This is a genomic window from Aureicoccus marinus, assembly GCF_002954325.1.
Classification (GTDB): Bacteria; Bacteroidota; Bacteroidia; order Flavobacteriales; family Flavobacteriaceae; genus Aureicoccus; species Aureicoccus marinus.
The window spans coordinates 2,719,028-2,741,965 of record NZ_MQVX01000001.1; the positions used below are offsets into that span (position 1 = coordinate 2,719,028).

Here is a 22,938-nt window from a genome sequence, read left to right on the forward strand (position 1 = left end):
AAAAAGGAGGCTAAGTAAAAAACAGGTGATTAAAAGTTGTAGTTGAAACCTAGGCTAATCGTTCTTCCCAAGTTGTAGGAACGAACGGTAACTTCTTCTTCTACGCGTTGAGCATTTAGACGTTGGTCAATTGGTAGAGGAGCGAGGTCCCGAATATTTCTTAGAATAAGTTGTGTTTGACGGATGTCTGGATTTAAGAGGTTTCGACCGGTAAGACGTACTTGCCAATGCTCTCCCAAATCCTTGGTTACTGTCGCGTCGAGTACGACAAATCCTTTTTCAACGATCGCGTCATCGTAAAAGATGTCGCGGTTGATCTGATCGGTGGGAACACCCAATGCGAAGATCTTGTCAGATGCATAGTTGGCCGTTAGAGAAACTCCAAAAGGGTTTACTCCCGCAGTATTGAAGTTCAGGCTACTGTTGATGATGTAGTCAGGAGCACCCTGAAGATTGGTCTTGCTAATGGTCTTGTAGCGGAAGCTACGGATTAGTGCACCTGATTCCGTGCGCTGCTCAATGAGGTCCTGGTTGGTCCACATGCGTGTCGCATTGAACACCATACTCAGTTCGTTCCCTGTAGCTTCTCCTTCTTCATTCGTCGTGGCCTTAATCAGGTCCAATTTGGTTTCTAGTTCCAGACCAACCACCTCGGCTCTTTCTGAAGTGTTGAAGTAAGAGAACACACCAGCAGATCCTCTGTCACGAACACGGTTGATCGGGTCTTTGATGTCCTTGTAAAAAGCAGCAACAGAAATCAATTGTCCTGGAGTAGGGAACCATTCCCACTTCAAATCGTAGTTGAAATCAATTGAAGCTTCTACATCCGGGTTACCACGAGTGACCTGCCCTACGGGAGATACATATTCAAAGGGAGCAATTTCTTTGAACTCTGGCAGAGTAATGGTACGGCTAGCCGCAAAGCGGATAGCTTGTTGTTCGTTCAAGCTGTACTTGATGTTCAACGCCGGGTAGAAGTTGTTGTACTCCTGGTTGCTTTCGCCCACACGCAAGGCCAAGTTACCCACATCGTAGTTGACGTTGATCTGGTCGCGTTGGTAGCGGAAGCCCGCATTGAAGTTCCACTTGTTGTTCAAGTTGATATTGAAATCAGCGAAAGCGGCCTGCGATTCCAGGCGCCCGGAATAGATATCTGCATTGTCACCGTTCGCATTAGCTCCTAGCACATTTAATTGCAACAGGCCATTACTGAAGTTGGAAGCTGTAAAAATGGATCCCAAATCGTCCAAGCTGCTTGCCGTTACGGTATTGAAGTTACGCTCTTCAACTCCGACAAACTCCGAGTAAAAGTCTCTTTCTTTATTTCGGTAGGCTGCTCCAACCTCAATTTTGAAGGCGGTTTCTTCCTTGTCGATCAGGTTGATTACATCCTTGATGTAACCATTGTATTCGATATCTTCAATTTGCTGAGCAGATTTTCTTTGCTGAAAACCACCGGTGAATCCTAGCTGAATACTCTCAGCGCCCGGGTTGGTAGGATCAAAAACTTCTCCTGGAGCAAGGTCTTCTGGCTCGCGAGGGTTGAAGTTCACCTCGTTGCGAATACGGTTAGGCTCGTCCGCGTACAACAGGTTGTATCCAACGGCCCATTCCAGGTTGTGTTTATCATTCAGTTTGTGGGTACCGGCCAATTGGGTAACCAAAAGCTGGGTACGCTTCACGTTTTGGTCGCGGATAAACTGAGAGATCGAATCGTTGTTCAGATCGTCTTCTTCAAAAATGGTCGAGTTTCCGGCGCGTCCTCCTTCAAATACGTTTTCGGCGTATTTGTTAATGAAGAAGGTGGTGGATTTCAACTTGTTTTTATCGTTGATAAACCAAGTCAAATCAGCTAAGGCTGAGTTGACAATTTCAGAAGTGTAGTTGGTTGCATCGGTAATCGTGTCTTCCAAAGCATTTCCTCTGAACTGACGGAATACACCTTGTTGGTAACCGTTAGAACGACCATGAGAAGCGGTAACCAAAACCGCTAATTTATTGTCGAAGAATTTCTTTCCTGCAGCGATAGAAGCGGTATAGTTTACCGGATTATCCAGGGTTTGGGTATTCCAACCCTGACTGATGACTTGCTCGCGAATGGAGCGCGGACGCAAGTAAAAGCCCAAGGTGGCATCGTTGATATTGGGTGAAATACGGAAGTTGTCAAATACCCCTTCTTGGCTAACGTTTGTATTTACTCCAGAAGAAAGACTAACCTGTAAAAGGTTATCTCCTTGCAGTTCACGAGAAGAAACATTGATCACGCCGGACGCCTGATCCGCTGAGTTAAGAGCGGAGTAGGTCTTACTCACACTAACATTTTGGATTACCCTAGTTGGGAAGAGATTCAGGCTGATGTTTTTGCGTTCTACATCATCAGAAGGAACAGGAAGTCCGTTCAAAGTAGTCGACAGGTAGCGGTCTCCAAGCCCACGGACAAAGATGTCTCCCGAACCTTGACTTGCCGTAACCCCAGAGATTTTAGTGGTGGCTTTGGCTGCATCCGAAACGGCCAATTTACCGAGTTCTTGTGCCCCAATACTTTCAACAACGGTGACGGCTTTCTTTTGAGAAATCAATTGAGCGACTTGAGAATCCTGTCGACGAACGACGGTTACAACGACCTCTTCTAGTTGTTCGGCCGACGCACTCATGCTCACATTGACTTCAGAAATTTTACCGGCTTCCACAACAACATCGACCACTTCACGGGTTTCGTAACCAACGTAGCTGAAGACAACGGTATAGGTGCCTGGCTCAAGTCCAGAGATTTCATACAAACCATCAAAGTCAGAAGTGGTCCCTTGAGTAGTCCCTTTAATTAGGACGTTGGCGAAGGCCAGGGGTTCATCATTAAAGTCAGCGTCAGTCATCTTTCCGGCAATGCTTCCGGTGGATTCCTGTGCAATAGCCAGGGAGGAAATGATAAAGGCTAGAGCGGTTATAAGTGTTCTCATTTTAAGTTAAGTAAATTTCGATGGCAAAGAACGATAGGGGAAGTAAAAGCCGGGTTACTCTCATGTTAAGAGTGGATTTTATCAGGGTTACCTTAGTGTTAGAAGATTAAATCAACGTTAAGGATAGCTGCTGACTTCTGATTATCTTTACTTTTATGGCAGCAGGCCCTCGGGCTTGTAAACGATTATACGTCATGAATAAAAAGGACATTAAGATCCTACTGGTCGACGATGAACCAGATATCTTGGAAATTGTGAGCTACAACCTTTCGTCCGAAGGGTACCAGGTCTATACCGCTAAAAACGGAGTAGAGGGGGTAGCCAAAGCCAAAAAGAAGCAACCTCATTTGATCATCCTCGATGTGATGATGCCCGAAATGGACGGGATTGAAGCCTGCGAAATGATGCGCGCTACGCCTGGGCTAGAAAACACCATCATTACTTTCTTGACCGCTCGTGGAGAAGACTATTCCCAGTTAGCCGGATTCGATGCCGGAGCCGATGATTATATTACCAAACCCATTAAACCCAAGGTTTTAGTAGGGAAGGTAAAGGCCCTTTTACGTCGCCTCAAGGAAGACAAAAACGAAGTGGAAGACATCGTTGAGGTGGGCGATATCATTATCAACCGGGAAGAGTACAAGATTGTCAATAAGGGGGTCGAAATCATTCTTCCCCGCAAAGAGTTTGAGTTGTTGGCCCTGCTTACTTCCAAGCCCAGTAAAGTGTTCAAACGAGAAGTGATTTTGGACAAGGTATGGGGCAACGAGGTTGTTGTCGGAGGTCGTACCATCGACGTTCACATCCGGAAGCTCCGTGAAAAAATTGGCGATCACCACTTCAAAACCGTCAAGGGCGTCGGGTATAAGTTCGTGCTCTAATGGCCGCTGCAGAGATTAGAAAATCGTACCGATTTGCGATTCGTTCATCGCTCTTCATCACCCTGCTGTTGGGTTTCTTGGTCTATTTCTTGCTCAAGGCCTTCGGCATGGTAGACATGGGCTTTTTCTGTGTCTTTCTGATCCTCTGTTTTTCGTGCTGTTTTTTGATCATTCAGTCCCGGATAGAGCGCTTTATCTACCGTCGGGTTAAAAAGATTTACGACGACGTTTCCCTATTAGAAAGTACCGACTTTCGCACTAAGAGCATCACCACCGACATGAAAACCCTGACGGAGGAGATCGAAAAATTCGCCGAAGACAAAAAGGTAGAAATTGACACCCTGAAGATTCGGGAAGAGTACCGCAAAGAATTTCTCGGTAACATTGCACACGAACTGAAGACTCCGCTTTTCACTGTGCAAGGCTATATTTTGACCTTGCTCGATGGAGCGATGAGCGATAAAAAGGTAAGAGAAAAGTACCTCGAAAGAGCCAACAAAGGGGTAGAGCGGCTGATCTACATTGTGAAGGACCTGGATTTGATTACCAAGCTGGAGGTCGGAGATTTGAACCTTGATAAAGAAGAGTTTGATATTCTTGAGGTGATTCAAAGCGTTTTTGATTTACTCGAGATGAAGGCGTCTAAAAAGCGCATCAGCCTTACCTTCGATATGGAGTATTCGGAACCGGTCATGGTCTATGCTGACCAGGAGAAGGTGCAACAGGTCATTACCAATCTCTTGGTGAACTCCATCAAATACGGAAACGAAAAGGGAACGACTGAAGTCAGTGTAGAAAACCTGATCGCCAACAAGGTGATCGTTCGGGTGACGGACAACGGGGAAGGCATTCCTAAGCAACACATCCCTCGTCTGTTTGAGCGTTTCTACCGAGTCGATAAGAGCGGTAGTCGCAAAGAAGGAGGTTCTGGATTAGGTCTCGCTATTGTAAAGCATATCGTGGAAGCCCATGGAGAGCGCATCTATGTAGAAAGTGAGGAAGAAGTCGGTTCTGAATTCTCTTTTACGCTGGAGAAAATGGAGAATAAGAAATCATAATCCAACTGAACTTGCAGCCCAGTAAAGCCTTTATAGTGTGCTACTCTTTCTAATTCTTTTAGGCTAAAACTATCTTGACTGCAGTACGGAATAAGTTGTTGGTCCTCCAGACGCTCGGCTAAGTACACCTGTTCGTATTGACCAGGAGTAGGAATAAAAAAGGCTTTTTGCCTAATTTAGCCAAATCCATCACCGTTGTGTAACCGGAACGAGAAATAATCAGCTCGCTGGAATTCAGAGCCTTCTCCAGTTCTTCCGATTGCATAAAGTTCACCAGTTCTATACTTCCGCGAGGGGTTGTTATAACCTTCTTCGTCTTCTCATCTTCAATTTTCCCTCGTACAAATAAGACGTGCCCTTCAAACGCATGGAGTTCTACCATTAGTTTCTCTTCAAGGAAGGTTCGTTGTGGTTCGGGGCCAGAGAGCAAGACCATGAGAGGGTATTTTTTGGGCAGATCCCTTTTTTCGAAACGACTCAGCGGACCGGTATACCGTATCGAAAATCGTGGATTTTTTAGATGACCCAATCGACCTGTTAAGTTCGGTTCACGATCAAAATCAGGTACCCAACACTCTTTAAACCGGCGAATTACTTCTTGATGAAAAGTGGAACTTATCCAGGTAGTGCTACCCGAAAGCACATTCAATTGATGCGAGATAAAGACCGAGGGAACCTTTCTGCTCAACGCCCCCATACGGTTATCTGAAATGAGACCGTCGATTTCTTCCTGAACAATCAGCTTCTCGATCGCAAGTCGTTCTTTGGCCATGGCCGCGAGCAGTTTAGGTGAATCAAAGATCATCTTGAGTTTAAAGAACTGTCCTTTAGATGCGTACTTCACATTGTAGGAGGGGAGCTCAAAAGCAGGTAGTTCAGGGAATTCGTGTTTGAGTAAGCGGAGGGCAACTCCGTCGGAAGCCAAGTAAACAAGGACACCTCTTTGGATAAGGGCATGGATAAGAGGAATACAGCGCGTAGCGTGCCCTAATCCCCAATTTAAGGGAGCAACGAGTATTTTTTTCCCTTTTAACACGGGTGCAAATTAGCAAAAGGCTAAAAGCCTCATGTACGGAAAATGTTATGAAATTGGCATTTAAAATTAATGGCTAGTTTTGACCCCCAGAAGAAGGTGGACAAGTGGGAAGCAAGAACAAACTCAAAAGATTTAAGGAGAACGAAGGATTTCAGAATGTGATCCAACCCACCCGGGAAGAAGTCACGGGAGGCTTCGTTCACAAAGGAAAATGGGAAAAGGAATTCGGCCGGAAGGTACCCTTGATCCTTGAATTGGGGTGTGGAAAGGGTGAATACACGGTTGGCTTGGCCCGCCAGCATCCAGACAAAGACTTTGTGGGGATTGATATCAAGGGTGCCCGCTTTTGGAGAGGGGCCAAAACCGCTCTGGAAGAAGGCCTGACCAATGTGCGTTTTGTTCGTACCCAAATTGAGCTGATTGATCTGATTTTTGGAGAGGGCGAGGTCGACGAAATCTGGATCACCTTCCCCGATCCGCAAATCAAGTACAGACGCACCAAACACCGCTTAACCGGCTTGGAATTTTGGAAGAAGTACCAAGCGGTCTTGCGTGCAGACGGACTGGTTCACTTAAAAACCGACAGCGAGTTCTTGCATGGTTATACACTGGGTTTACTGCATGCCAAGGGAGCCGAAATCATCTATGCCAATCACGATGTGTATCAGCATCGGGAAGCCCCAGAAGAAGCACTGAAAATTCAGACCTTTTACGAAAATCAGTATCTTGAACAAGAGAAACCGATAACCTACATCCAGTTTAGGATCCCTGGCCAATGACCCATTTGCTTATTCTGTTTTTTGCGACCTTTTCGGCCGCCTTTATGGCTACGGTTCCTCCAGGTCTTCTCAATATGAATGCTGCTAAAACCAGTGTCGAAAAAGGCAAATGGAACGGCATAGTTTTCAGTTTGGGGGTGAGCAGTACCATTATCGTTCAGGCCTATATCTCGGTCTTGATTTCGAAATTCCTCTACAACAACCCGGATGTTATCGATATTTTGTTGAAGGCCGCCTTGGTGGTGTTCGCTTTCTTTACCCTGTATTTCTTTTTCAAGGCGCGGAGTAAAAAAGTCAAGTCCCCAGAAGAACTGGCCCGTCGAGGCAGCAAGAAGAACAGTTTTTTTAAGGGGATTCTCTTGGCTTCCCTGAACTTTCTGACCATCCCTTATTATGCCGGGATCCACGCTATGTGGAACAAGACCGGGTGGATTCAGTTCAAGCAGGAAGATATTTTGGTCTTTGTTTTGGCCGCAGGTGCCGGTACCTTTTCGGTACTCTACCTCTACACCTTCTATTTCAATAAAATGGAGACCCGGACCAACCGCTTTTCGAAGAACAGCAACTACATCATCAGCCTGTTGATGCTTGTTTTGTTGGCCATTACCCTGATTCGAATCATGTATAGAGATATGTAAATGGCAGGCAAGAACGATTCTTTTTTTGAACGGGTTTATCAGGTGGTACGGCACATTCCTGAAGGGAGGGTGACCACCTATGGCGCCATTGCCAAATACCTGGGAGCGGCTCGCAGTGCCCGTATGGTCGGCTGGGCGATGAACAACAGCCATACTTTGGAAGTACCGGCTCATCGGGTCGTCAATCGTCAAGGCCTTTTGACCGGAAAACACCATTTTGGAGGGACCAATGTGATGCAGCAGCTCCTGGAAGAAGAAGGGGTAATGATCCAAGGCGACCAGGTCCAGAAAATGGATGAAATCTTGTGGGATCCATCAGCCGAGTTGGCCCCTGACCTCTACTGAGTTAGACGCGCGTATTTGCGCTGAATTCTAGCCCTTATACGTTATCTTTGCACTTCTAATACACTCCATAGGTAGATGAAGTTTACGAAGCAACAAGTACTGGATGCACTGCAAAAAATTACCGTCCCCGGAGAAGGGGCCGATATGGTGAGCAGTGGTGCAGTAAAAAATGTTCAAGTATTTGGTGATGAGGTGGTTGTGGATATCGTGATCAGCAACCCCAGTTTGCAGGCCAGGAAGAAAACCGAGGTAGAAATCCTGAAGGTTGTTCACCAGGAGGTGTACGAGAAAGCCAAGATCAAAGTCAATATCAAGGTAGAGGCTCCCGAAAAGAAGCCCAGTAATATCCTTAAAGGCAAACCCATTCCTGGGATTCAGAATATTGTGGCTGTTGCTCCGGGAAAGGGGGCGTTGGAAAGTCTACCATTACAGCCAATTTGGCGGTAACCCTGGCCCAGATGGGCTTTTCTGTGGGTATTCTGGATGCCGATATTTACGGGCCTTCTATGCCTTTGATGTTCGATGTGGAAGACCAAAAACCCATCGCCGTTGAGGTAGAGGGCAAATCGAAAATGGCTCCGGTCGAAAACTTTGGAGTGAAGATTTTATCGATTGGGTTTTTTACCCAACCCAACCAAGCGGTGATCTGGAGAGGACCCATGGCTGCAAAAGCGCTGAATCAAATGATTTTTGATGCCGCCTGGGACAAGTTGGATTTTCTTCTCTTGGATTTACCTCCCGGAACAGGGGATATTCACCTGAGTATTATGCAATCCCTTCCCGTGACGGGAGCGGTGGTGGTAAGTACTCCTCAGCAGGTGGCTTTGGCTGATGCTCGAAAAGGGGTAGCCATGTTCCAGCAAGAAGCCATTCAGGTTCCCGTGCTCGGAATCGTCGAAAACATGGCCTACTTTACACCAGAAGAGCTGCCGAATAACAAATATCATATTTTCGGTGAGTCAGGTGCCCGAAATTTGGCGGATGACCTGAAGGTTCCTTTCTTAGGAGAGATTCCTTTGGTTCAGAGTGTACGAGAAGCCGGAGACTTTGGCAGACCTGCTGCGCTTCAGGAAGGTACTGCTGTTCGGGCGGCCTTTGAAGAAATGACCCGATCAGTGGTGACTGAAGTGGTTCGCCGTAACGAGGATTTGCCTCCTACGGAAGCGATAAAAATTACAACGATGGCGGGTTGTTCTGCCGTTAAAAAGAACTGATATGACTTTGACAGCAGATGAATTAAGAGCCAAAGTAGAGGAAGCCCTGACTGAAATCCGTCCGTTTTTACAAAACGATGGAGGGGATATCGAACTGGTCGAAATAGAGAATGACTCGCTGGTTAAGGTTCGCCTTAAAGGCAACTGCATCGGTTGCAGTGTAAACCAGATGACTTTGAAGAGTGGGGTCGAAATGACCATTCAAAAGTACGCTCCACAAATCGAGAAGGTCATCAATTTGGATTAAGCCTACAACAGGTTTAAACGACAATTTTAAAGACACCTACATGTCCACTGAACATCTGCAAGCACCTACTTCAGATCAGATTTCGGAACCCATAGAAACGGATATCCTGATTATCGGGGCAGGTCCTACTGGTTTGTTCGCTGTCTTTGAGGCCGGATTGTTGCAACTCAAATGCCACTTGATTGATGCTTTGCCACAACCGGGCGGGCAGTGCAGTGAGTTGTATCCCAAGAAACCCATTTACGATATTCCTGGATTCCCCGAGGTGTTGGCCGGTGACCTGGTCGACAACCTCATGGAACAAATCAAGCCCTTTCAACCGGGCTTTACTTTAGGTGAAAGAGCAGATACCCTGGAAGAACTCGAAGACGGAAAATTCCTGGTCACCACCAATAAAGGAACAAAGCATATCGCTTCTGCAGTGGCTATTGCCGGTGGTTTGGGAAGCTTTGAACCCCGTAAGCCCTTGCTTGAAAACCTCGGGCAATTCGAGGACAAGGGAGTTGCTTATATTATCCGTGATCCGGAGTACTACCGGGGCAAAAAAGTGATTATCGCTGGGGGAGGTGACTCCGCTTTAGACTGGACCATTTTTTTGGCGGATTTGGCCGAAGAACTCACCTTGGTGCACCGTCGCAATGAATTCCGGGGCGCCTTGGATTCCGTCGAGAAAGTACAACAGCTCAAAAACGAGGGAAAGGTCAAACTGATCACGCCCGCCGAAGTCGTAGCCCTCAAAGGGGAAAGTCACTTGGAAGGTGTTCAGGTCAAGAAGACCGATACCGATGAAGTCATTGATCTGGACGTCGAGGAGTTTGTTCCCCTCTTTGGTTTATCTCCTAAACTCGGCCCCTTGGCCGATTGGGGTCTCGAGATCGAAAAGAACGCCATCAAAGTCAACAACAGCTTGGATTACCAGACCAACCGGCCTGGGGTCTATGCCATTGGAGACGTCAATACGTATCCCGGGAAGCTCAAACTTATCCTTTGTGGCTTTCACGAAGCAACCCTGATGGTGCAGAGCGCCTATCAGCGCATCTTTCCGGACAAGCGCTACGTGCTAAAGTACACCACTGTTGGTGGAGTAACCGGCTTTGACGGAAGCAAAAAAGAAGCTCCAAAGGCTGTCGTAAAGAAGATTGAGTAATCGTGGAGGATATTCGCATTCGCATAGTGGATCGTCAGGGGGAAGAGCATTGGGTTGATGCTCCCGTCGATATGAACATGAACCTGATGGAACTCGTTCGCTCCTACGAACTGGCGGAGGAAGGCACCATTGGAATCTGCGGAGGTATGGCCATGTGCGCCTCCTGTCAATGCTACATCCTCAAGAGCCCGGTCGACCTGTCTGAGCGTTCGGATGACGAAGAAGCCATGCTTTCGGAGGCCTTCAATGTACAAGACAACAGCCGTCTGGGCTGCCAAATCTTTGTACAGCCGGAACTAGATGGACTCGAAATTGGGCTAGCTCCAGAAGACTAGATTCTCGCTTGGTAGGTGAACAGGTTGTAGTACCGGCCCTCTTTGGCGATCAACTCATCGTGTGTTCCTCTCTCGGCAATATGCCCCCCTTCAATAACCAAAATATGATCTGCCGAGCGAATTGTACTTAAGCGGTGCGCAATTACAAAGGTGGTTCGGCCTTTGGTGAGTTCGGCTAAACTCTTCTGAATCAAGGTTTCACTTTCGGTATCCAGGTTCGAAGTGGCTTCATCTAAAATGAGGATTCTAGGGTTGGCCAAGATCGCTCTCGCAATAGCCAGGCGTTGGCGCTGCCCTCCCGACAGCTTTACGCCTCGTTCTCCGATGAGGGTATCCAGTCCATCCTCAAAGCGATCTGTGAATTCATCCACATAGGCTGCTTTCACCGCCCCTTCAAGTTCTTCTTCCGTTGCCTCAGGACGCGGAAAGAGAATGTTCTCTCGAATGGTCCCTTCAAAAAGAAAATCATCTTGCAGGACCACTCCCAAGTGCTGGCGGTAGCTGGACAACTGGGATTGAGCCAGGTCCTTGCCGTCAACAAGCACCTGCCCAGAATCCGGTTGAAGAAAGCTTGCGGCTAGTCCTGCTATGGTGGTTTTGCCCGAGCCAGAACTCCCTACCAAGGCCACGACTTCCCCAGGCTGAACATCAAAGTTGATCCCGTGAAGGACTTCTTTGTCTTCCTCATAAGAAAAGTGGATGTTGTTGAACTGCACCCGTCCTTCGATTTGATCAAAGGTCAGATCTCGACCGCTTTCATCCGCCTCGGACGCCGTATTCATCAATTCTTCCGTTCGGTCCAAACCGGCTAGGGCTTCCGTCAGTTGACTTCCGATATTACTCATTTGAACGATAGGAGCAATCATCAGACCCAATAGAAAGGTAAAGGACAGAAAATCTCCTTCAGTTAACTCCCCTTGGATGTAGTAGTAACCCCCCAAGCCCAGTATTCCCGTGGTGGCAACCCCAATTAAAAAAGTGCTGAACTGGTCATCGCAGCGGTCCAGGTCAAGCTCTTTTTTACATTTTGGAATAGGCGATCGACCCCTTCTTCAAAGATTCGGGTTTCGGATCTTTCTGCATTAAAACCTTTGATAACGCGAATACCCCCAAGAGTCTCGGTCAAGCGTCCGGTCACTTCTGCATTGAGTTTCCCTCGGTTGCGAAAAATGGGTCGAATAACCTTAAAAATGCGCAAGGCGATCAAAGCGAAGATGCTTATCGGAACTAAGGTGAACAGGGTCATGGGAACCGATATTTGTAGCAGGAGGACCAAAGTTACAACCGCTGTGATGGAACCTCCCACCAATTGAACTAGACCTGTTCCAATTAAATTGCGAACCCCTTCAACATCTGTCATGATTCGGGATACCAATTCGCCTGACTTTGTATTGTCGAAGAATCGGAGAGGCAAGGACAAGACCTTTTTTTGCACCTGGGCCCGGAGTTCCGAGATCAAAAATTGGGCCTGAACACTAAGAATCCGAGTCAATAGAAAAGAGGTGATGGATTGCACTAGAATCGCCAACATAACCACCAAAACCAGAATCTTGAGCTCATCGGTGTCCTTATTGGGGAGGATCTCATCAAAGAGTGATTTGATAGAAATCGGACCGACGAAGCTGGCTGCCCGGCTGATAACGATAAGAATTAGACCGATCAGCACCAAGCCTCTTCTGGGCCAAATGATGGTGCGAAATGCCTTGAGAATACTTACGCGGTTGTTGCTCATTTTCAAGAGTTAAGTAAATGCAAAGGTACGCCTCTTTCCCGAAAAGGAATTGCAGGCCCAACCGGAACGGACCCACTACAGAGGTTTGTCATTTCGGTAGAAAGGGAGTAATTTTCATCTCATTCATTTGCCTGCCTGACGGCTTAAAATCACTTTATGAAAACGCTTCGATCGCTCCTTGCTCCTCTTGCCCTACTGCTCCTTGTTTCTTGTGTCAAAAAATCCCCTCAAACCGAGGTCGACAAGTGGATGGAACAGGCAGATCGCATAAAGATTACCCGAGACGACTACGGGGTGCCTCATATTTATGGAATCAGTGATGCCGACGCTGTTTTTGGTCTACTCTATGCCCAATGCGAAGACGATTTTGCACGGGTAGAGCGCAATTATATTTGGGCTACGGGACGCTTGGCCGAGATTGAAGGGGAAGAAGCGCTCTACAGCGATTTACGGGCCAAGATGTTTATGAGTGAAGAAGAGGCCAAGGACCTGTATAAGAAGAGTCCGGTTTGGCTGAAAGAATTGTGCAACGCCTTTGCTGATGGGATCAATTACTACCTGCACACCCATCCTGAGGTAGAGCCCGAACTGATCACGCGTTTTGAGCCCTGGATGCCCTTTTACTTTAGTGAGGGTTCTATTGGGGGCGATATTGAGCGTGTTTCTACCCGCAAGATCAAAGCGTTTTATGAGCAAAGCCCAATCGAATACCTGGAAGAGCAAGAACAGGTCGCTCTTTTTGAAAGAGCGGCAGCACCGGATGTGGTTTTAAAGGAGCCACAGGGATCCAATGGTATTGCCATTTCGGGTGAGCTCACCGAATCCGGGAACACTCTTTTACTCATCAACCCCCACACCTCCTTTTATTTTCGGGGCGAAGTTCATGTGGTGAGCAAAGAAGGCCTCAATGCCTATGGAGCGGTGACCTGGGGGCAGTTCTTTGTCTACCAGGGCTTCAATGAAAAAACAGGATGGATGCACACCTCGACCTACACCGATGTGATCGATGAATTTGTGGAAAGGGTGAAAGAAAGAGGCGATGGGCTCGTCTATCAATATGGGGACGAGTGGAGAGAAGTCGAGAGTGATACCGTGGTTTTAAAATATTCGAGCGATAAAGGAATTCAGGAAAGAGCCTTTCCGATTTACCGAACCCACCACGGCCCGGTGACGCATGCCGAAAATGGCCAATGGACCTCTACTGCGCTCATGTGGGAACCCTTGACGGCTCTGCAGCAGTCTTACATCCGAACCAAGCAGACGGGTTATGAAGGATTCCGCAAGATGATGGACCTCAAAACCAACTCTTCCAACAACACGGTTTATGCCGATGCGGAAGGGAATATTGCTTACTTCCACGGAAATTACATTCCGATTCGCGATACCCAATTCGATTATACACAGCCGGTAGACGGGAGTGATCCCAGAACCGATTGGCAAGGACTGCACCCCGTGGAGGAACACATAACCTTACTCAACCCCCAAAATGGTTGGCTGCAAAATTGTAACTCCACCCCCTTTACGGCCGCTTTGGAGTTTAGTCCTAAGAAGGAGGATTACCCGGATTATATGTCTCGTGCTCCCGAAAACTTTAGGGGGATCCACGCTATAGCCTTAATGAAAGGCCGAAAAAACCATACCCTGGACGGTCTGATTACCTTGGCGCACGATCCGTTTTTACCCGCTTTTGAAGCACTTATTCCCGGATTGGTCTCGGCCTACGAAGCTCAATCGCCGGGATACAAAGCCCAACACCCTGAAATGGAAAAGGCCATCAAGGTGTTAGAAGAGTGGGATTTTACCACTGGAGTGGATCAAGTGGGGATGACCCTGGCTCATTCCTACGGGACCCGTTACTTCCGGGAAGGGGAGCGCCCTGAATCGGTCAAAAGCAGTATGGAACTCCTGCAGTATTGGGGAGAAGCCAGTCCGCGTGAAGAACGCTTACAAGTGTTTGCAAACACTTTGAAGCAATTAAAAGAGGATTTTGGAGATTGGGCTCAGCCTTGGGGAGAAGTGAACCGCTATCAACGCCTAAATGGCGATCTGAGACAGGCCTTTGACGACGACAAACCCAGTACAGCGATTGGACTGGCCAGCGGTCGCTGGGGTGCTTTAGCGGCCTATGGTGCACGCTATACCAACGGGACGAAGAAGATCTACGGTACCCGTGGAAACAGCTTTGTAGCCGTGGTAGAATTCGGGGAAAAAGTAAAAGCCAAGAGCATCCTTGCCGGAGGACAAAGCGGTGATCCAAAGAGTCCTCATTTTGAGGATCAACTCGAAGGCTATGCCAATCAAAAATTTAAGGAGGTCGCTTTTTACAAGGAAGATGTCAAAGCCCGCGCGGTAGAAACCTATAAGCCCGGGGAGCGCAAGCCTTAGTTCTGGCTCTCGTCTTCTGATTTTTCTTCCAAAGGATTCTCAAGTGTCGGCGTCTTGACCACAATGATGCTGGCTTTGGAATTGGTAGAAAGGTACCAGCCGTTGTTATAGAGTACCTGATTCTTGTCGTCTGTGATGACAAACTGTGAAGTGTTCAGGCCTTCAAAGCCTTGATTCAGTGCCTGAAATTCAATCGTATTAAAGCCTTCTTTCAGCTCAATTCTCAAGGTCTTGAAGGACCCGGTCAATACCTTGTTGTACTCGATAATGTCTTTGTTGAGAATGGTCATGACCCGATCGCCATCAATACGGCCGTGATCGCGCAAATGCAACACCACAAATTTGGATTTGGTCTTGATGTCTCCGAGATAGACATTCCCGGTAGGCTTGTTCTTAGCACCTTCCCCTTGGGCAATCTTGGGATCGATCTTCATGCCATTACCCGCCTGAACGAGTTTTTTCTGCGGCAACATCGAAACTCCTTTTTTCTCCTTGACCAATTTTTCGTCCAGGACAGAAGGAATGCGCAAAGCCGTTCCTGAACTGGAGGGCAAGGCATCCAATTTTTTCTTCTTGTTGATCTCCAGAGGTTTGGTCGTCGGGATGTCTCCTTGAGCCATAACAGCTCCGAAGCTGGCAAGAAAAAGAAGGCTAAAAATGATTCTCTTCATAGCATTTGCAGTTTACAAGGGTAAATTTAGTCGCGCAAAATCCCTTGAACTAAATCTAAATTAGCAAAAACCGAGCCACCAGTCTGTAAATGAGCTGTTAATTGTCTCAAATTTTCGATCTACCGTTTTTAGGTGCTTAAACGGAGTTTTTGTCCGTTGGTGTTATTTCTCGATTGATCTGGTGTATGAATTGTAACTTTAGGTACGTTTATTCGTCTAAGTACACCATGGCAGCGAAGTTTATAGGAGAATCTCCATTACAGCATTTGGTGAGCTTTAATAAATGGCTCACCTACTACGACGAGAAGGCCAATAGCGATGATCCTTTGCAAGCGAAATACGCGAGAAGGATCTTGAAAGCAGTTGAGCCTTATCCAGAGTTGCGCGAAGGTTTTTCGGATCTCAGTTTACTCGAAAAACACAAGGGTCTGATTCGTTTGATTCTCCATGAGGCCTTCTCCCCAGTATTGACTCAGAACGAGATCAAGACGGCGGCTGTCGCTTTTGACGATATTACCTTCAACAGTTCCCAGCGCTTCGAGAAGATTCTCGGAGAGGCCGGACCGGAGTTCCAGCTGCAAATCCAGAACATGCCGGAAGGCATACACTACATCATCCAATCGGTAGTGATCTTGAATTTCTACTATGGATTCAATATCGATTTTAAACGACCGATGTTCTACAGCATCCCGAATGCTGATGGGGTGATGAAGCACTACCGCATACTGTATAACGCTGACTTTATGGAGGTCATCCCGACCAAGAAAGCCAAGAAGTTAGGGAAGAAAGACCTGGACGTGCTGCTCGAAAACTTTGAAGATCTGGAGCTTTGGAAGAAGAAAATCCCACCCAACAGTTTTATCGGGAAGGGATTTGTGATTTCCAATATGTTCGACGTAACCGCTGAGCATTCGATTTCGGAGATCAAATCCACCTTAATTGGCGGTAAAAAGAGAGATAACGAGGACTTTATGGATGGTTTCCAGGAAACCTTCCGCTCCCTGTTCAACCTCCCTAACATACAGGTGGGCTTTACCGGATACGAAGAAGAGAGCAACCGTTTTTTTCGCATTTACGGAAAAGGGATGGACAGCTATATTCTCAACGGAAAAGAGAAGGAGTATTGTGACGATATGCTCTGTGAGTATTCGGCCGATAAAATCCTGGGTGATATGTCGTACTACGCCATTTCGAACCTGAAGAAATCCTACCAGAGGTCAGAGAGGACCCAACCGTATAAATCCCTTTACGAACAGGGATTCAAGAGTGCCATCCTCGCACCTATTGCCGATGGAGGAAAGCTCTTAGGGGTTTTGGAGATTGTATCGACCAAAACCAACGAACTCAATAGCATCAACACCATCAAATTGGATGATGTGATGCCCTTTATCGTTTCTGCGGTATTGCGCTCCATTGAAGAGGAAGAAAACCGCATTGATGCAATCATCCAGCACGAGTGCACCACGGTACACGATTCGGTCTTCTGGCGCTTTAAAGAAGAGGCCAAACGTTTTATGGAGCAGCAGCAACAGGGGAATAATCCAGTTTTTGAAGAGATTTCCTTTAAGGATGTTTACCCGCTCTACGGGCAGATTGATATAAAGGATTCTTCCAAACAAAGAAATATTGCGGTCCAACGGGATTTGGTGATTCAGTTGTCTGAAATAAAGACCATTCTGTCTTTCGCGATTAAAACCCTTCAGTTACCGATTTACGAGGAACTTCAATTCCGAGTGGGAAGCTATTTGGAAGAGATCAGTGAAAATCTATTGACCAACAGTGAGCAGGCCATTGCCGACTTTGTCAAGGAAGAAATCAATCCTATTTTTGAACACTTGATGGGGCAAGATGCAGCCCTGACCCAGGCCATTGAGACCTACTACAGTCATATCGACGATTCGACAGAGTCTTATTACGATCACCGCCGCAACTACGATCAAAGTGTGACGCGCATCAACCGCAAGCTCGCGTCCTTACTCGATAAGAAGCAGGAGGAAGCGCAGCAGATGTTTCCGCACTATTACGAGCGCTACAAAACAGACGGGGTAGAGCACAACCTCTACATCGGAAGTTCGATTTCGCAAAGCAAAAAATTCGATCCAATCTACCTCAGTAATCTTCGCCTTTGGCAGTTGCAGGTGATGGTCGAAATGGAGAACGCACATTACGCCTTAAAACCGGATTTGCCGGTCAAGTTGGATGTCGCCTCTCTGATGTTGGTATACAGCACCTCTTTGGCCATTCGTTTTCGGATGGATGAAAAGCGTTTTGATGTAGACGGGACTTACAACGCCCGATATGAGATTATCAAAAAGCGGATCGATAAAGCCCTGATCAAAGGGACCCGAGAGCGTCTGACCCAAAAAGGAAAGCTTTCCATCGTCTACTCCCAGAAGAAAGACGAGCGGGAGTATCTGCGGTATATCCATTTTCTGAAGGCGAAGGGCTACTTTACAGACCAGATCGAAATTCTGGAACTCCAGGGTTTACAAGGAGTTTCTGGATTAAAGGCGATCCGTGCCGAGATCCTTTACAAGAAAGACAAAGGGGAAGAGCAGACCTACACCTACGCCGATTTGATGCAGGAGTTGGAACTGGATTAAGGCGACCTAAAGTGCTAAACGGTCCGGACCAAAGAAGTGGAAAGCCACGCCAAAGGCAATCACCGTAACAATCATTCCCACCATAAAGATATTATAGGTAACGCGCAGTATTCGGTATTTGCGCTCCAGTACTTTTCCCAAGAAATAGAGGTCTTTAGTCAAGGTTGCGTAGACATAATCCTTGTCTTTGACCAATTCCGTGATGGCCCATTCGTAATCGTTCAGACTCATTTTATGAAAATTCCCGAAAAACAGCAGATTGACCTTGCGGTCTTTAACGTCTTGGTGGGTAAATTCTCCTGAAGTGATATTGGGTCGTGTAGCCAGAATTGAGAGCACCATCGAAACTACACTGAAGAGAACAAAGATCACCGTTGGGTAGATCAAGTAGGTGTTGGAAGGATTGTCCAATTTTGGGATGAGATTGGCCAAGACCAAAGAGATGATGATGGCGTTTACCGAAAGCAAGATATTGGCCTTGGTATCTGCAATATCACTCAGTTTCAAGTGGTTTTTTAAGGTCACCCGATAAAGGGTTTGTATACTTCGGTCAGGACTATCGCTTTTGAATTTTGCCTTAAGGGCTTCTTTTTTGGCGATCTCTATTTCGGCCTTCTTCTCTTTTAATAATTGTTTCAGGTTCTTGTCTTTGCCTTTCTGCCAAGCGTTACGGGCATACTCGGTATAGTATTGGTGCTCTTTTTTGAAAAACGCAATGTTCACGTCCAACCATTCCTCATGAGTATGGTACTCTAAATCGAGTAGGGCCAATTCCTCACGCAGGTAGTCGGTGGTTTCCCAATAGGTTTTCTTGGCAAAGTGAGAACAGTCGGCGTCCCGGATGATTTTTTCGAGCTCGGTTTCGGGTTCAAAATACCGTTGGGTGGCTAGAATAAGCCGCTTGACCAGTGCAGTGCCTTCGGCTGAATATCCCTGTTGAGATAAAAAGTCTTCCGCCAGTACGCAGCCCATTTCTTCGTGATTGTCCAAACTGACGGTAAAGCCGGTGTCGTGAAACCAGGCCGCTAGAAGCAAGGCTTCCCCTTCCTCTTCGGTGATTCCACAGGCATTGATCAATTCTTTAGTACTTTTAACCACGCGCTGGGTATGCTTTAGGTTGTGGTATAAATACCGCTCGTCTAAATGATTTTCCAGCAAATCGGTCACATGCTGTTTAGCTAATTGAATAATTTCGGACTGATTGTCTAACATATAGGGCAAATTACAAATAAAATAGGACCTCACTTTATGAAGTTTCTTCTCAGAATCCTACCTCTTCTGTTGCTTAGCGCCTGCGCTACTCAGAAGACCAAATACGCCAGTCAGTCGAACTGGAAGGCCGAAACTAACGCTACTCAAAGCGCCAAAAGCTCACCTCTGCTGCACCGGATGTACCTGGTAGGAGATGCGGGTTTAACCAAAGAAGGCCGCGATATGAATGCGGTTTTGGAGAGTTTGAAAGAGCACCTCGCAACGGACGCGGAGGCGGGGAGTGTTTTTTATCTGGGTGATAATATTTACCCAGCCGGAATGCCTAAAAAAGCAAAAAAGAGTTACAAAGATGCCAAACACCAGCTAGACGCTCAACTCCTGGCCGTTCAGGATTTCAAGGGCAAGGTGGTGTTTATACCCGGGAACCACGACTGGTACAGCAACGGTTTGAAGGGCCTAAAAAGACAAGAGGACTATCTCGAGAAAAAGCGCAAGCAGAAAGAGATTTTTGCCCCTGAAAATGGCTGTCCACTCGAAAAAATAAAGCTGAACGATCAGGTGATTGTTTTGGCCATCGACACCCAATGGTACATCACCAATTGGAATAACCACCCGGGGATAAATGACGATTGTGATATCAAGAGTCGCGAAGCCTTTTTGGAAGAGGTCGAAAGCCAAATCAAAAAGAACCGTGACAAAACGGTAATTCTCGCCTTGCACCATCCGCTGATGACCTACGGCTCTCATGGGGGCTACTTTTCTGCCGGACAGCACCTCTTTCCGGTAGGGGGTATTCCTTTGCCAGGACTGGGTTCTTTCTTGCAATTGCTGCGCCGCAGCAGTGGGGCATCCAATGCCGATATGTCTCATCCGCGCTACTGGGAGTTGCGAAAGCGCCTTCTAACCCTGGCCCAGTACTCCGAACGGGTGGTTTTGGTATCTGGTCACGAGCATACCCTTCAGTACAATAAAGAGGCCAATACGCCTCAAATAGTAAGTGGCTCTGGAGCCAAAAAGGGCTTTACGGTTATGCGCAAAGGAAGCCTCTTTTCCACAGGGAAAAGGGGCTACGCACGCTTATCCATATACGCCAATGGGCAGACCGAAGTGGAGTTCTTTACTGTAGCGGATAATACCGCCAGAGAAAAGGTGTACCAAACCCAGGTACTGAAGGCCTTTAAACCACTTTTGAATTCCCGCTTTACCCAAACCAATTTTCCTTCCACTCAAAAAGCTTCTGTCTACAGTGCAGAGGAAGTCGATAAGAGTGGATTTCACCGAGGGATGTGGGGTGAACGCTACCGCAAGTATTACGGAGTCGAGGTCGAAGCTCCGGTCGCTTTACTCGATACACTTTACGGTGGTTTAACTCCAGTCAGAAAAGGAGGAGGACACCAATCCAAATCCCTCCGATTGCAGCATGCAGACGGGCGTCAATTCGTTTTGCGTGCCTTGCGCAAAAGCGCAGAGCTTTACTTGCAAGCCATTGCTTTTAAAGACCAGTACATTGTCGGAGACTTTGAGGGTACGGTGACCGAAGGAATCATTCAGGATTTTTATACCGGTTCTCACCCTTATGCACCTTTTACGGTAGCACCACTGGCCAAAAAGCTGGGAATCAACCACACTAATCCGAAGTTAGTCTATGTTCCAAAACACGCGGCTCTGGGAGGATTTGTCGAGGATTTTGGAGATGAGCTTTACATGATCGAGGAACACGTGTCCGGTGGTCACACCAGCTCTTCTTTTGGAGATGCCAAGGAGATATTAAGTTCGGATGACCTGATCTTAAAACTCCGCAAAGACGAAGATTTTCAACTGGACCGAAAAGCTTACATAAGGGCCCGTCTTTTCGATATGGTATTAGGAGATTGGGATAGGCACCCGGACCAGTGGCGATGGGCCGAATACAAGAATCCAAAGGGCGGCAAAATCTATAAACCAATTCCGCGTGATCGCGACCAGGCCTTTTCTCGAATGGGGAATGGCTGGTTGGTTGGTTGGGCCACGCGTGTGGTTCCTTCTCTGCGCTTGTTTGAAGGCTTTGAGGAAGAAATACGCAATGTTCGAGGCCTGAACTCTTCCCCCAAGACCTTTGCGTTGGATATTTCTCTACTCAGTGGAACCTCCTGGGAGGATTGGGAGGAGCAAGCCCGTTTTATTCAGGAACAACTGGATGCCAAGACCATCGCTCAAGGGTGGGAAAACCTTCCAGTTGAGGTGAGGGACCAAACCCAACAAGAGTGGCAGGCCTATTTGGTCAACCGCATAGGGCAGCTGCAGTCCACTGCCCGAGAGTACTACGCGGTTCTTCATCGCTTTGGGGTGGTTCGAGGTACCGACAAAGACGATTTCTTCCGAATCAGTACGCAAGGAGATCACTTATTGGTTGAAGGTTACCGCATCAAAAAAGAAGGCAACGAGCTCTTTTTTAGTAATCGCTTTGACCCTAAACTGACCAAAGAAGTGTGGGTTTATGCTTTGGACGATGAGGATCGTTTTGAAGTACTTTCGAACCCTACCTCTATCAAGCTGCGGTTGATTGGTGGTCAGGGTAAAGACGATTATGCTGTGGCCAAGAGAGCCCGTGGGGTTCATATTTACGATCAAAAATCGAAAAAGAACAACTACAAAAAAGTGGCTTCTGGACGGGTACACAAAACAGACCGCTACTTGTTAAACACCTACCGTCCTGATTTGGTGAAGGACAATGGTTTTCAGTTACTTCCCTTACTCGGATTTAATCCGGATGAAGGCATGCTGGTTGGAATCAATACAGCGATTATTCGCAGTGGTTTCAACAAGCCCTATAGGGCTAAACACCGGTTGAGTGCAGGGTATTATTGGGCCAATAATGGTTTTGATTTGCAGTATAAAGGACACTTTACCCGGGTCTTTGGCTCAGCAGGCCTCGAATTAGAAGGCCGCTTTACAAGCCCCAATTACAGTAGAAACTTTTTTGGGTTTGGAAACGAAACTCCCAATAATGACGAAGAACTTGATCTGGATTTTAACCGGGTCCGTACCCGAATTTTACAAGGAGAGGCGCGCCTACTCTGGCAGGGTGATTTGGGATCGAGAACCTGGTTGGGAGCCGGAGTCCATTCCTACCAGATTGAAGCCAGCCCGGACCGATTTATCGGTGACTTTTTACAAGCCAACCCCTTGTCTAGAACCCAGTCCTTTGTCAAGTTTTCAGCAGGCTATCACGTTGCCAATCTGGACAACGCAGCCTTCCCTTCTCGAGGAATGGTCTTTGGCTTAGCAGGGGCCTACTACCAGAACATCGAAGGTGACGGGGGTAACTTCGCCAGCATCCTACCAGAGATTACCTTCTATCAGTCTCTGCTTGGCCAGGGTCAGGTGGTGTTGGCGACTAAACTCCAAGGGCAGCAAAACATAGGGGATGACTACCTCTTTTATCAATCGGCCCAACTTGGAGGACGAACCGGATTGAGGGGCTTCCGATTTGAGCGTTTTAGTGGGAAATCGTCTTTCTCGCACAGTTCAGATGTGCGTTGGATTTGGGGGAAACGCCGTACGGGTTTACTTCCAATACGTCCGGGGATTTTCGCCGGTGTCGATTATGCCGAGTCTGGGTCCCAGGAGATGATTCCAGACGTTGGCATAATTCTTACGGTGGCGGATTTTTTATAGAAGGAGCCGAGATGCTTACCGCTCAGTTGAGCGTATTTAAC

At 47.3% G+C, this 22,938-nt stretch carries 15 protein-coding genes and 2 pseudogenes; 12 read left to right on the forward strand and 5 right to left on the reverse strand.

The genetic code is table 11. From position 1 onward, the window contains the following. Positions 1-29: 29 nt before the first annotated feature. Complete coding sequence (locus tag BST99_RS12715; protein WP_105002132.1) at positions 30-2,957, reverse strand: TonB-dependent receptor; 2,928 nt, start codon at positions 2,955-2,957, stop codon at positions 30-32. Positions 2,958-3,151: 194 nt separating this feature from the next. Here BST99_RS12715 and BST99_RS12720 point away from each other — a divergent pair, with 194 nt between their 5' ends. Both BST99_RS12720 and BST99_RS12725 read left to right on the forward strand, forming a co-directional pair. Beyond that, positions 3,152-3,838, forward strand: coding sequence for a response regulator transcription factor (locus BST99_RS12720; RefSeq protein WP_105002527.1), 687 nt, complete (start codon positions 3,152-3,154; stop codon positions 3,836-3,838). 116 nt (positions 3,839-3,954) lie between these two features. Then, the gene (locus BST99_RS12725) at positions 3,955-4,896 is read left to right on the forward strand and encodes a sensor histidine kinase (RefSeq protein WP_394335626.1); all 942 of its coding nucleotides are present in this window, start codon (positions 3,955-3,957) and stop codon (positions 4,894-4,896) included. A 118-nt stretch (positions 4,897-5,014) separates the two neighbouring features. Here the strand turns inward: BST99_RS12725 and BST99_RS12730 are convergent, their stop codons facing one another. Then, positions 5,015-5,932, reverse strand: coding sequence for a glycosyltransferase (locus BST99_RS12730; RefSeq protein WP_317046174.1), 918 nt, complete (start codon positions 5,930-5,932; stop codon positions 5,015-5,017). A gap of 104 nt (positions 5,933-6,036) precedes the next feature. Between BST99_RS12730 and trmB the strand changes: the two genes are divergently transcribed. From trmB to BST99_RS12765, 7 genes and pseudogenes are all read left to right on the forward strand, one after another. Beyond that, a complete protein-coding gene (gene trmB, locus BST99_RS12735; protein WP_105002134.1) occupies positions 6,037-6,711 on the forward strand; it encodes a tRNA (guanosine(46)-N7)-methyltransferase TrmB in 675 nt (224 codons plus the stop codon). Further along, complete coding sequence (locus tag BST99_RS12740; protein WP_105002135.1) at positions 6,708-7,349, forward strand: LysE family transporter; 642 nt, start codon at positions 6,708-6,710, stop codon at positions 7,347-7,349. The genes trmB and BST99_RS12740 overlap by 4 nt, the downstream gene beginning before the upstream one ends. Then, entirely contained in the window at positions 7,350-7,694 is a 345-nt protein-coding gene (locus tag BST99_RS12745) for an MGMT family protein (RefSeq protein WP_105002136.1), read from the forward strand. It abuts the gene before it with no gap. Positions 7,695-7,769: 75 nt separating this feature from the next. Then, positions 7,770-8,908: pseudogene (locus BST99_RS12750) on the forward strand (P-loop NTPase). Between the two features lies 1 nt (position 8,909). Then, positions 8,910-9,155 (forward strand): NifU family protein, encoded by a 246-nt coding sequence (locus BST99_RS12755; protein ID WP_394335620.1) that lies wholly within the window; start codon positions 8,910-8,912, stop codon positions 9,153-9,155. Positions 9,156-9,195: 40 nt separating this feature from the next. Then, the gene (locus BST99_RS12760) at positions 9,196-10,302 is read left to right on the forward strand and encodes an NAD(P)/FAD-dependent oxidoreductase (RefSeq protein WP_105002137.1); all 1,107 of its coding nucleotides are present in this window, start codon (positions 9,196-9,198) and stop codon (positions 10,300-10,302) included. A 2-nt stretch (positions 10,303-10,304) separates the two neighbouring features. Continuing rightward, complete coding sequence (locus BST99_RS12765; protein ID WP_105002138.1) at positions 10,305-10,637, forward strand: 2Fe-2S iron-sulfur cluster-binding protein; 333 nt, start codon at positions 10,305-10,307, stop codon at positions 10,635-10,637. On the opposite strand, the pseudogene BST99_RS12770 reads toward BST99_RS12765, so the two are convergent. Next, positions 10,634-12,369, reverse strand: a pseudogene (locus tag BST99_RS12770) (ABC transporter ATP-binding protein). The gene BST99_RS12765 and the pseudogene BST99_RS12770 sit on opposite strands and share 4 nt — an antisense overlap. Positions 12,370-12,525: 156 nt before the next feature. Here BST99_RS12770 and BST99_RS12775 point away from each other — a divergent pair. Continuing rightward, positions 12,526-14,754 carry an acylase gene (locus tag BST99_RS12775; RefSeq protein ID WP_105002139.1) on the forward strand — a complete coding sequence of 743 codons (2,229 nt, stop codon included), beginning with the start codon at positions 12,526-12,528 and terminating at the stop codon, positions 14,752-14,754. On the opposite strand, the gene BST99_RS12780 is transcribed toward BST99_RS12775, so the two are convergent. Next, a complete protein-coding gene (locus BST99_RS12780; protein ID WP_105002140.1) occupies positions 14,751-15,425 on the reverse strand; it encodes a hypothetical protein in 675 nt (224 codons plus the stop codon). The genes BST99_RS12775 and BST99_RS12780 overlap by 4 nt on opposite strands. Before the next feature lie 227 nt (positions 15,426-15,652). Between BST99_RS12780 and BST99_RS12785 the strand changes: the two genes are divergently transcribed. Next, positions 15,653-18,028, forward strand: a complete 2,376-nt coding sequence (locus tag BST99_RS12785) for a GAF domain-containing protein (protein WP_105002141.1) — start codon at positions 15,653-15,655, stop codon at positions 18,026-18,028. 6 nt (positions 18,029-18,034) lie between these two features. Here BST99_RS12785 and BST99_RS12790 read toward each other — a convergent pair whose 3' ends face one another. Next, complete coding sequence (locus BST99_RS12790) at positions 18,035-19,240, reverse strand: Pycsar system effector family protein (RefSeq protein WP_105002142.1); 1,206 nt, start codon at positions 19,238-19,240, stop codon at positions 18,035-18,037. 36 nt (positions 19,241-19,276) lie between these two features. On the opposite strand from BST99_RS12790, the gene BST99_RS12795 reads away from it, so the two are divergent. Beyond that, complete coding sequence (locus BST99_RS12795) at positions 19,277-22,897, forward strand: metallophosphoesterase (protein ID WP_245916266.1); 3,621 nt, start codon at positions 19,277-19,279, stop codon at positions 22,895-22,897. Positions 22,898-22,938 lie beyond the last annotated feature (41 nt).

Excerpts from the sequence above, each read along its gene's own strand:
- BST99_RS12715 (WP_105002132.1), bottom strand. The coding sequence starts at position 2,957 with ATGAGAACACTTATAACCGCTCTAGCCTTTATCATTTCCTCCCTGGCT.
- BST99_RS12720 (WP_105002527.1), top strand. The coding sequence starts at position 3,152 with ATGAATAAAAAGGACATTAAGATCCTACTGGTCGACGATGAACCAGAT.
- BST99_RS12725 (WP_394335626.1), top strand. The coding sequence starts at position 3,955 with ATGGGCTTTTTCTGTGTCTTTCTGATCCTCTGTTTTTCGTGCTGTTTT.
- BST99_RS12740 (WP_105002135.1), top strand. The coding sequence starts at position 6,708 with ATGACCCATTTGCTTATTCTGTTTTTTGCGACCTTTTCGGCCGCCTTT.
- BST99_RS12745 (WP_105002136.1), top strand. The coding sequence starts at position 7,350 with ATGGCAGGCAAGAACGATTCTTTTTTTGAACGGGTTTATCAGGTGGTA.
- BST99_RS12755 (WP_394335620.1), top strand. The coding sequence starts at position 8,910 with ATGACTTTGACAGCAGATGAATTAAGAGCCAAAGTAGAGGAAGCCCTG.
- BST99_RS12760 (WP_105002137.1), top strand. The coding sequence starts at position 9,196 with ATGTCCACTGAACATCTGCAAGCACCTACTTCAGATCAGATTTCGGAA.
- BST99_RS12775 (WP_105002139.1), top strand. The coding sequence starts at position 12,526 with ATGAAAACGCTTCGATCGCTCCTTGCTCCTCTTGCCCTACTGCTCCTT.
- BST99_RS12780 (WP_105002140.1), bottom strand. The coding sequence starts at position 15,425 with ATGAAGAGAATCATTTTTAGCCTTCTTTTTCTTGCCAGCTTCGGAGCT.
- BST99_RS12785 (WP_105002141.1), top strand. The coding sequence starts at position 15,653 with ATGGCAGCGAAGTTTATAGGAGAATCTCCATTACAGCATTTGGTGAGC.
- BST99_RS12790 (WP_105002142.1), bottom strand. The coding sequence starts at position 19,240 with ATGTTAGACAATCAGTCCGAAATTATTCAATTAGCTAAACAGCATGTG.
- BST99_RS12795 (WP_245916266.1), top strand. The coding sequence starts at position 19,277 with ATGAAGTTTCTTCTCAGAATCCTACCTCTTCTGTTGCTTAGCGCCTGC.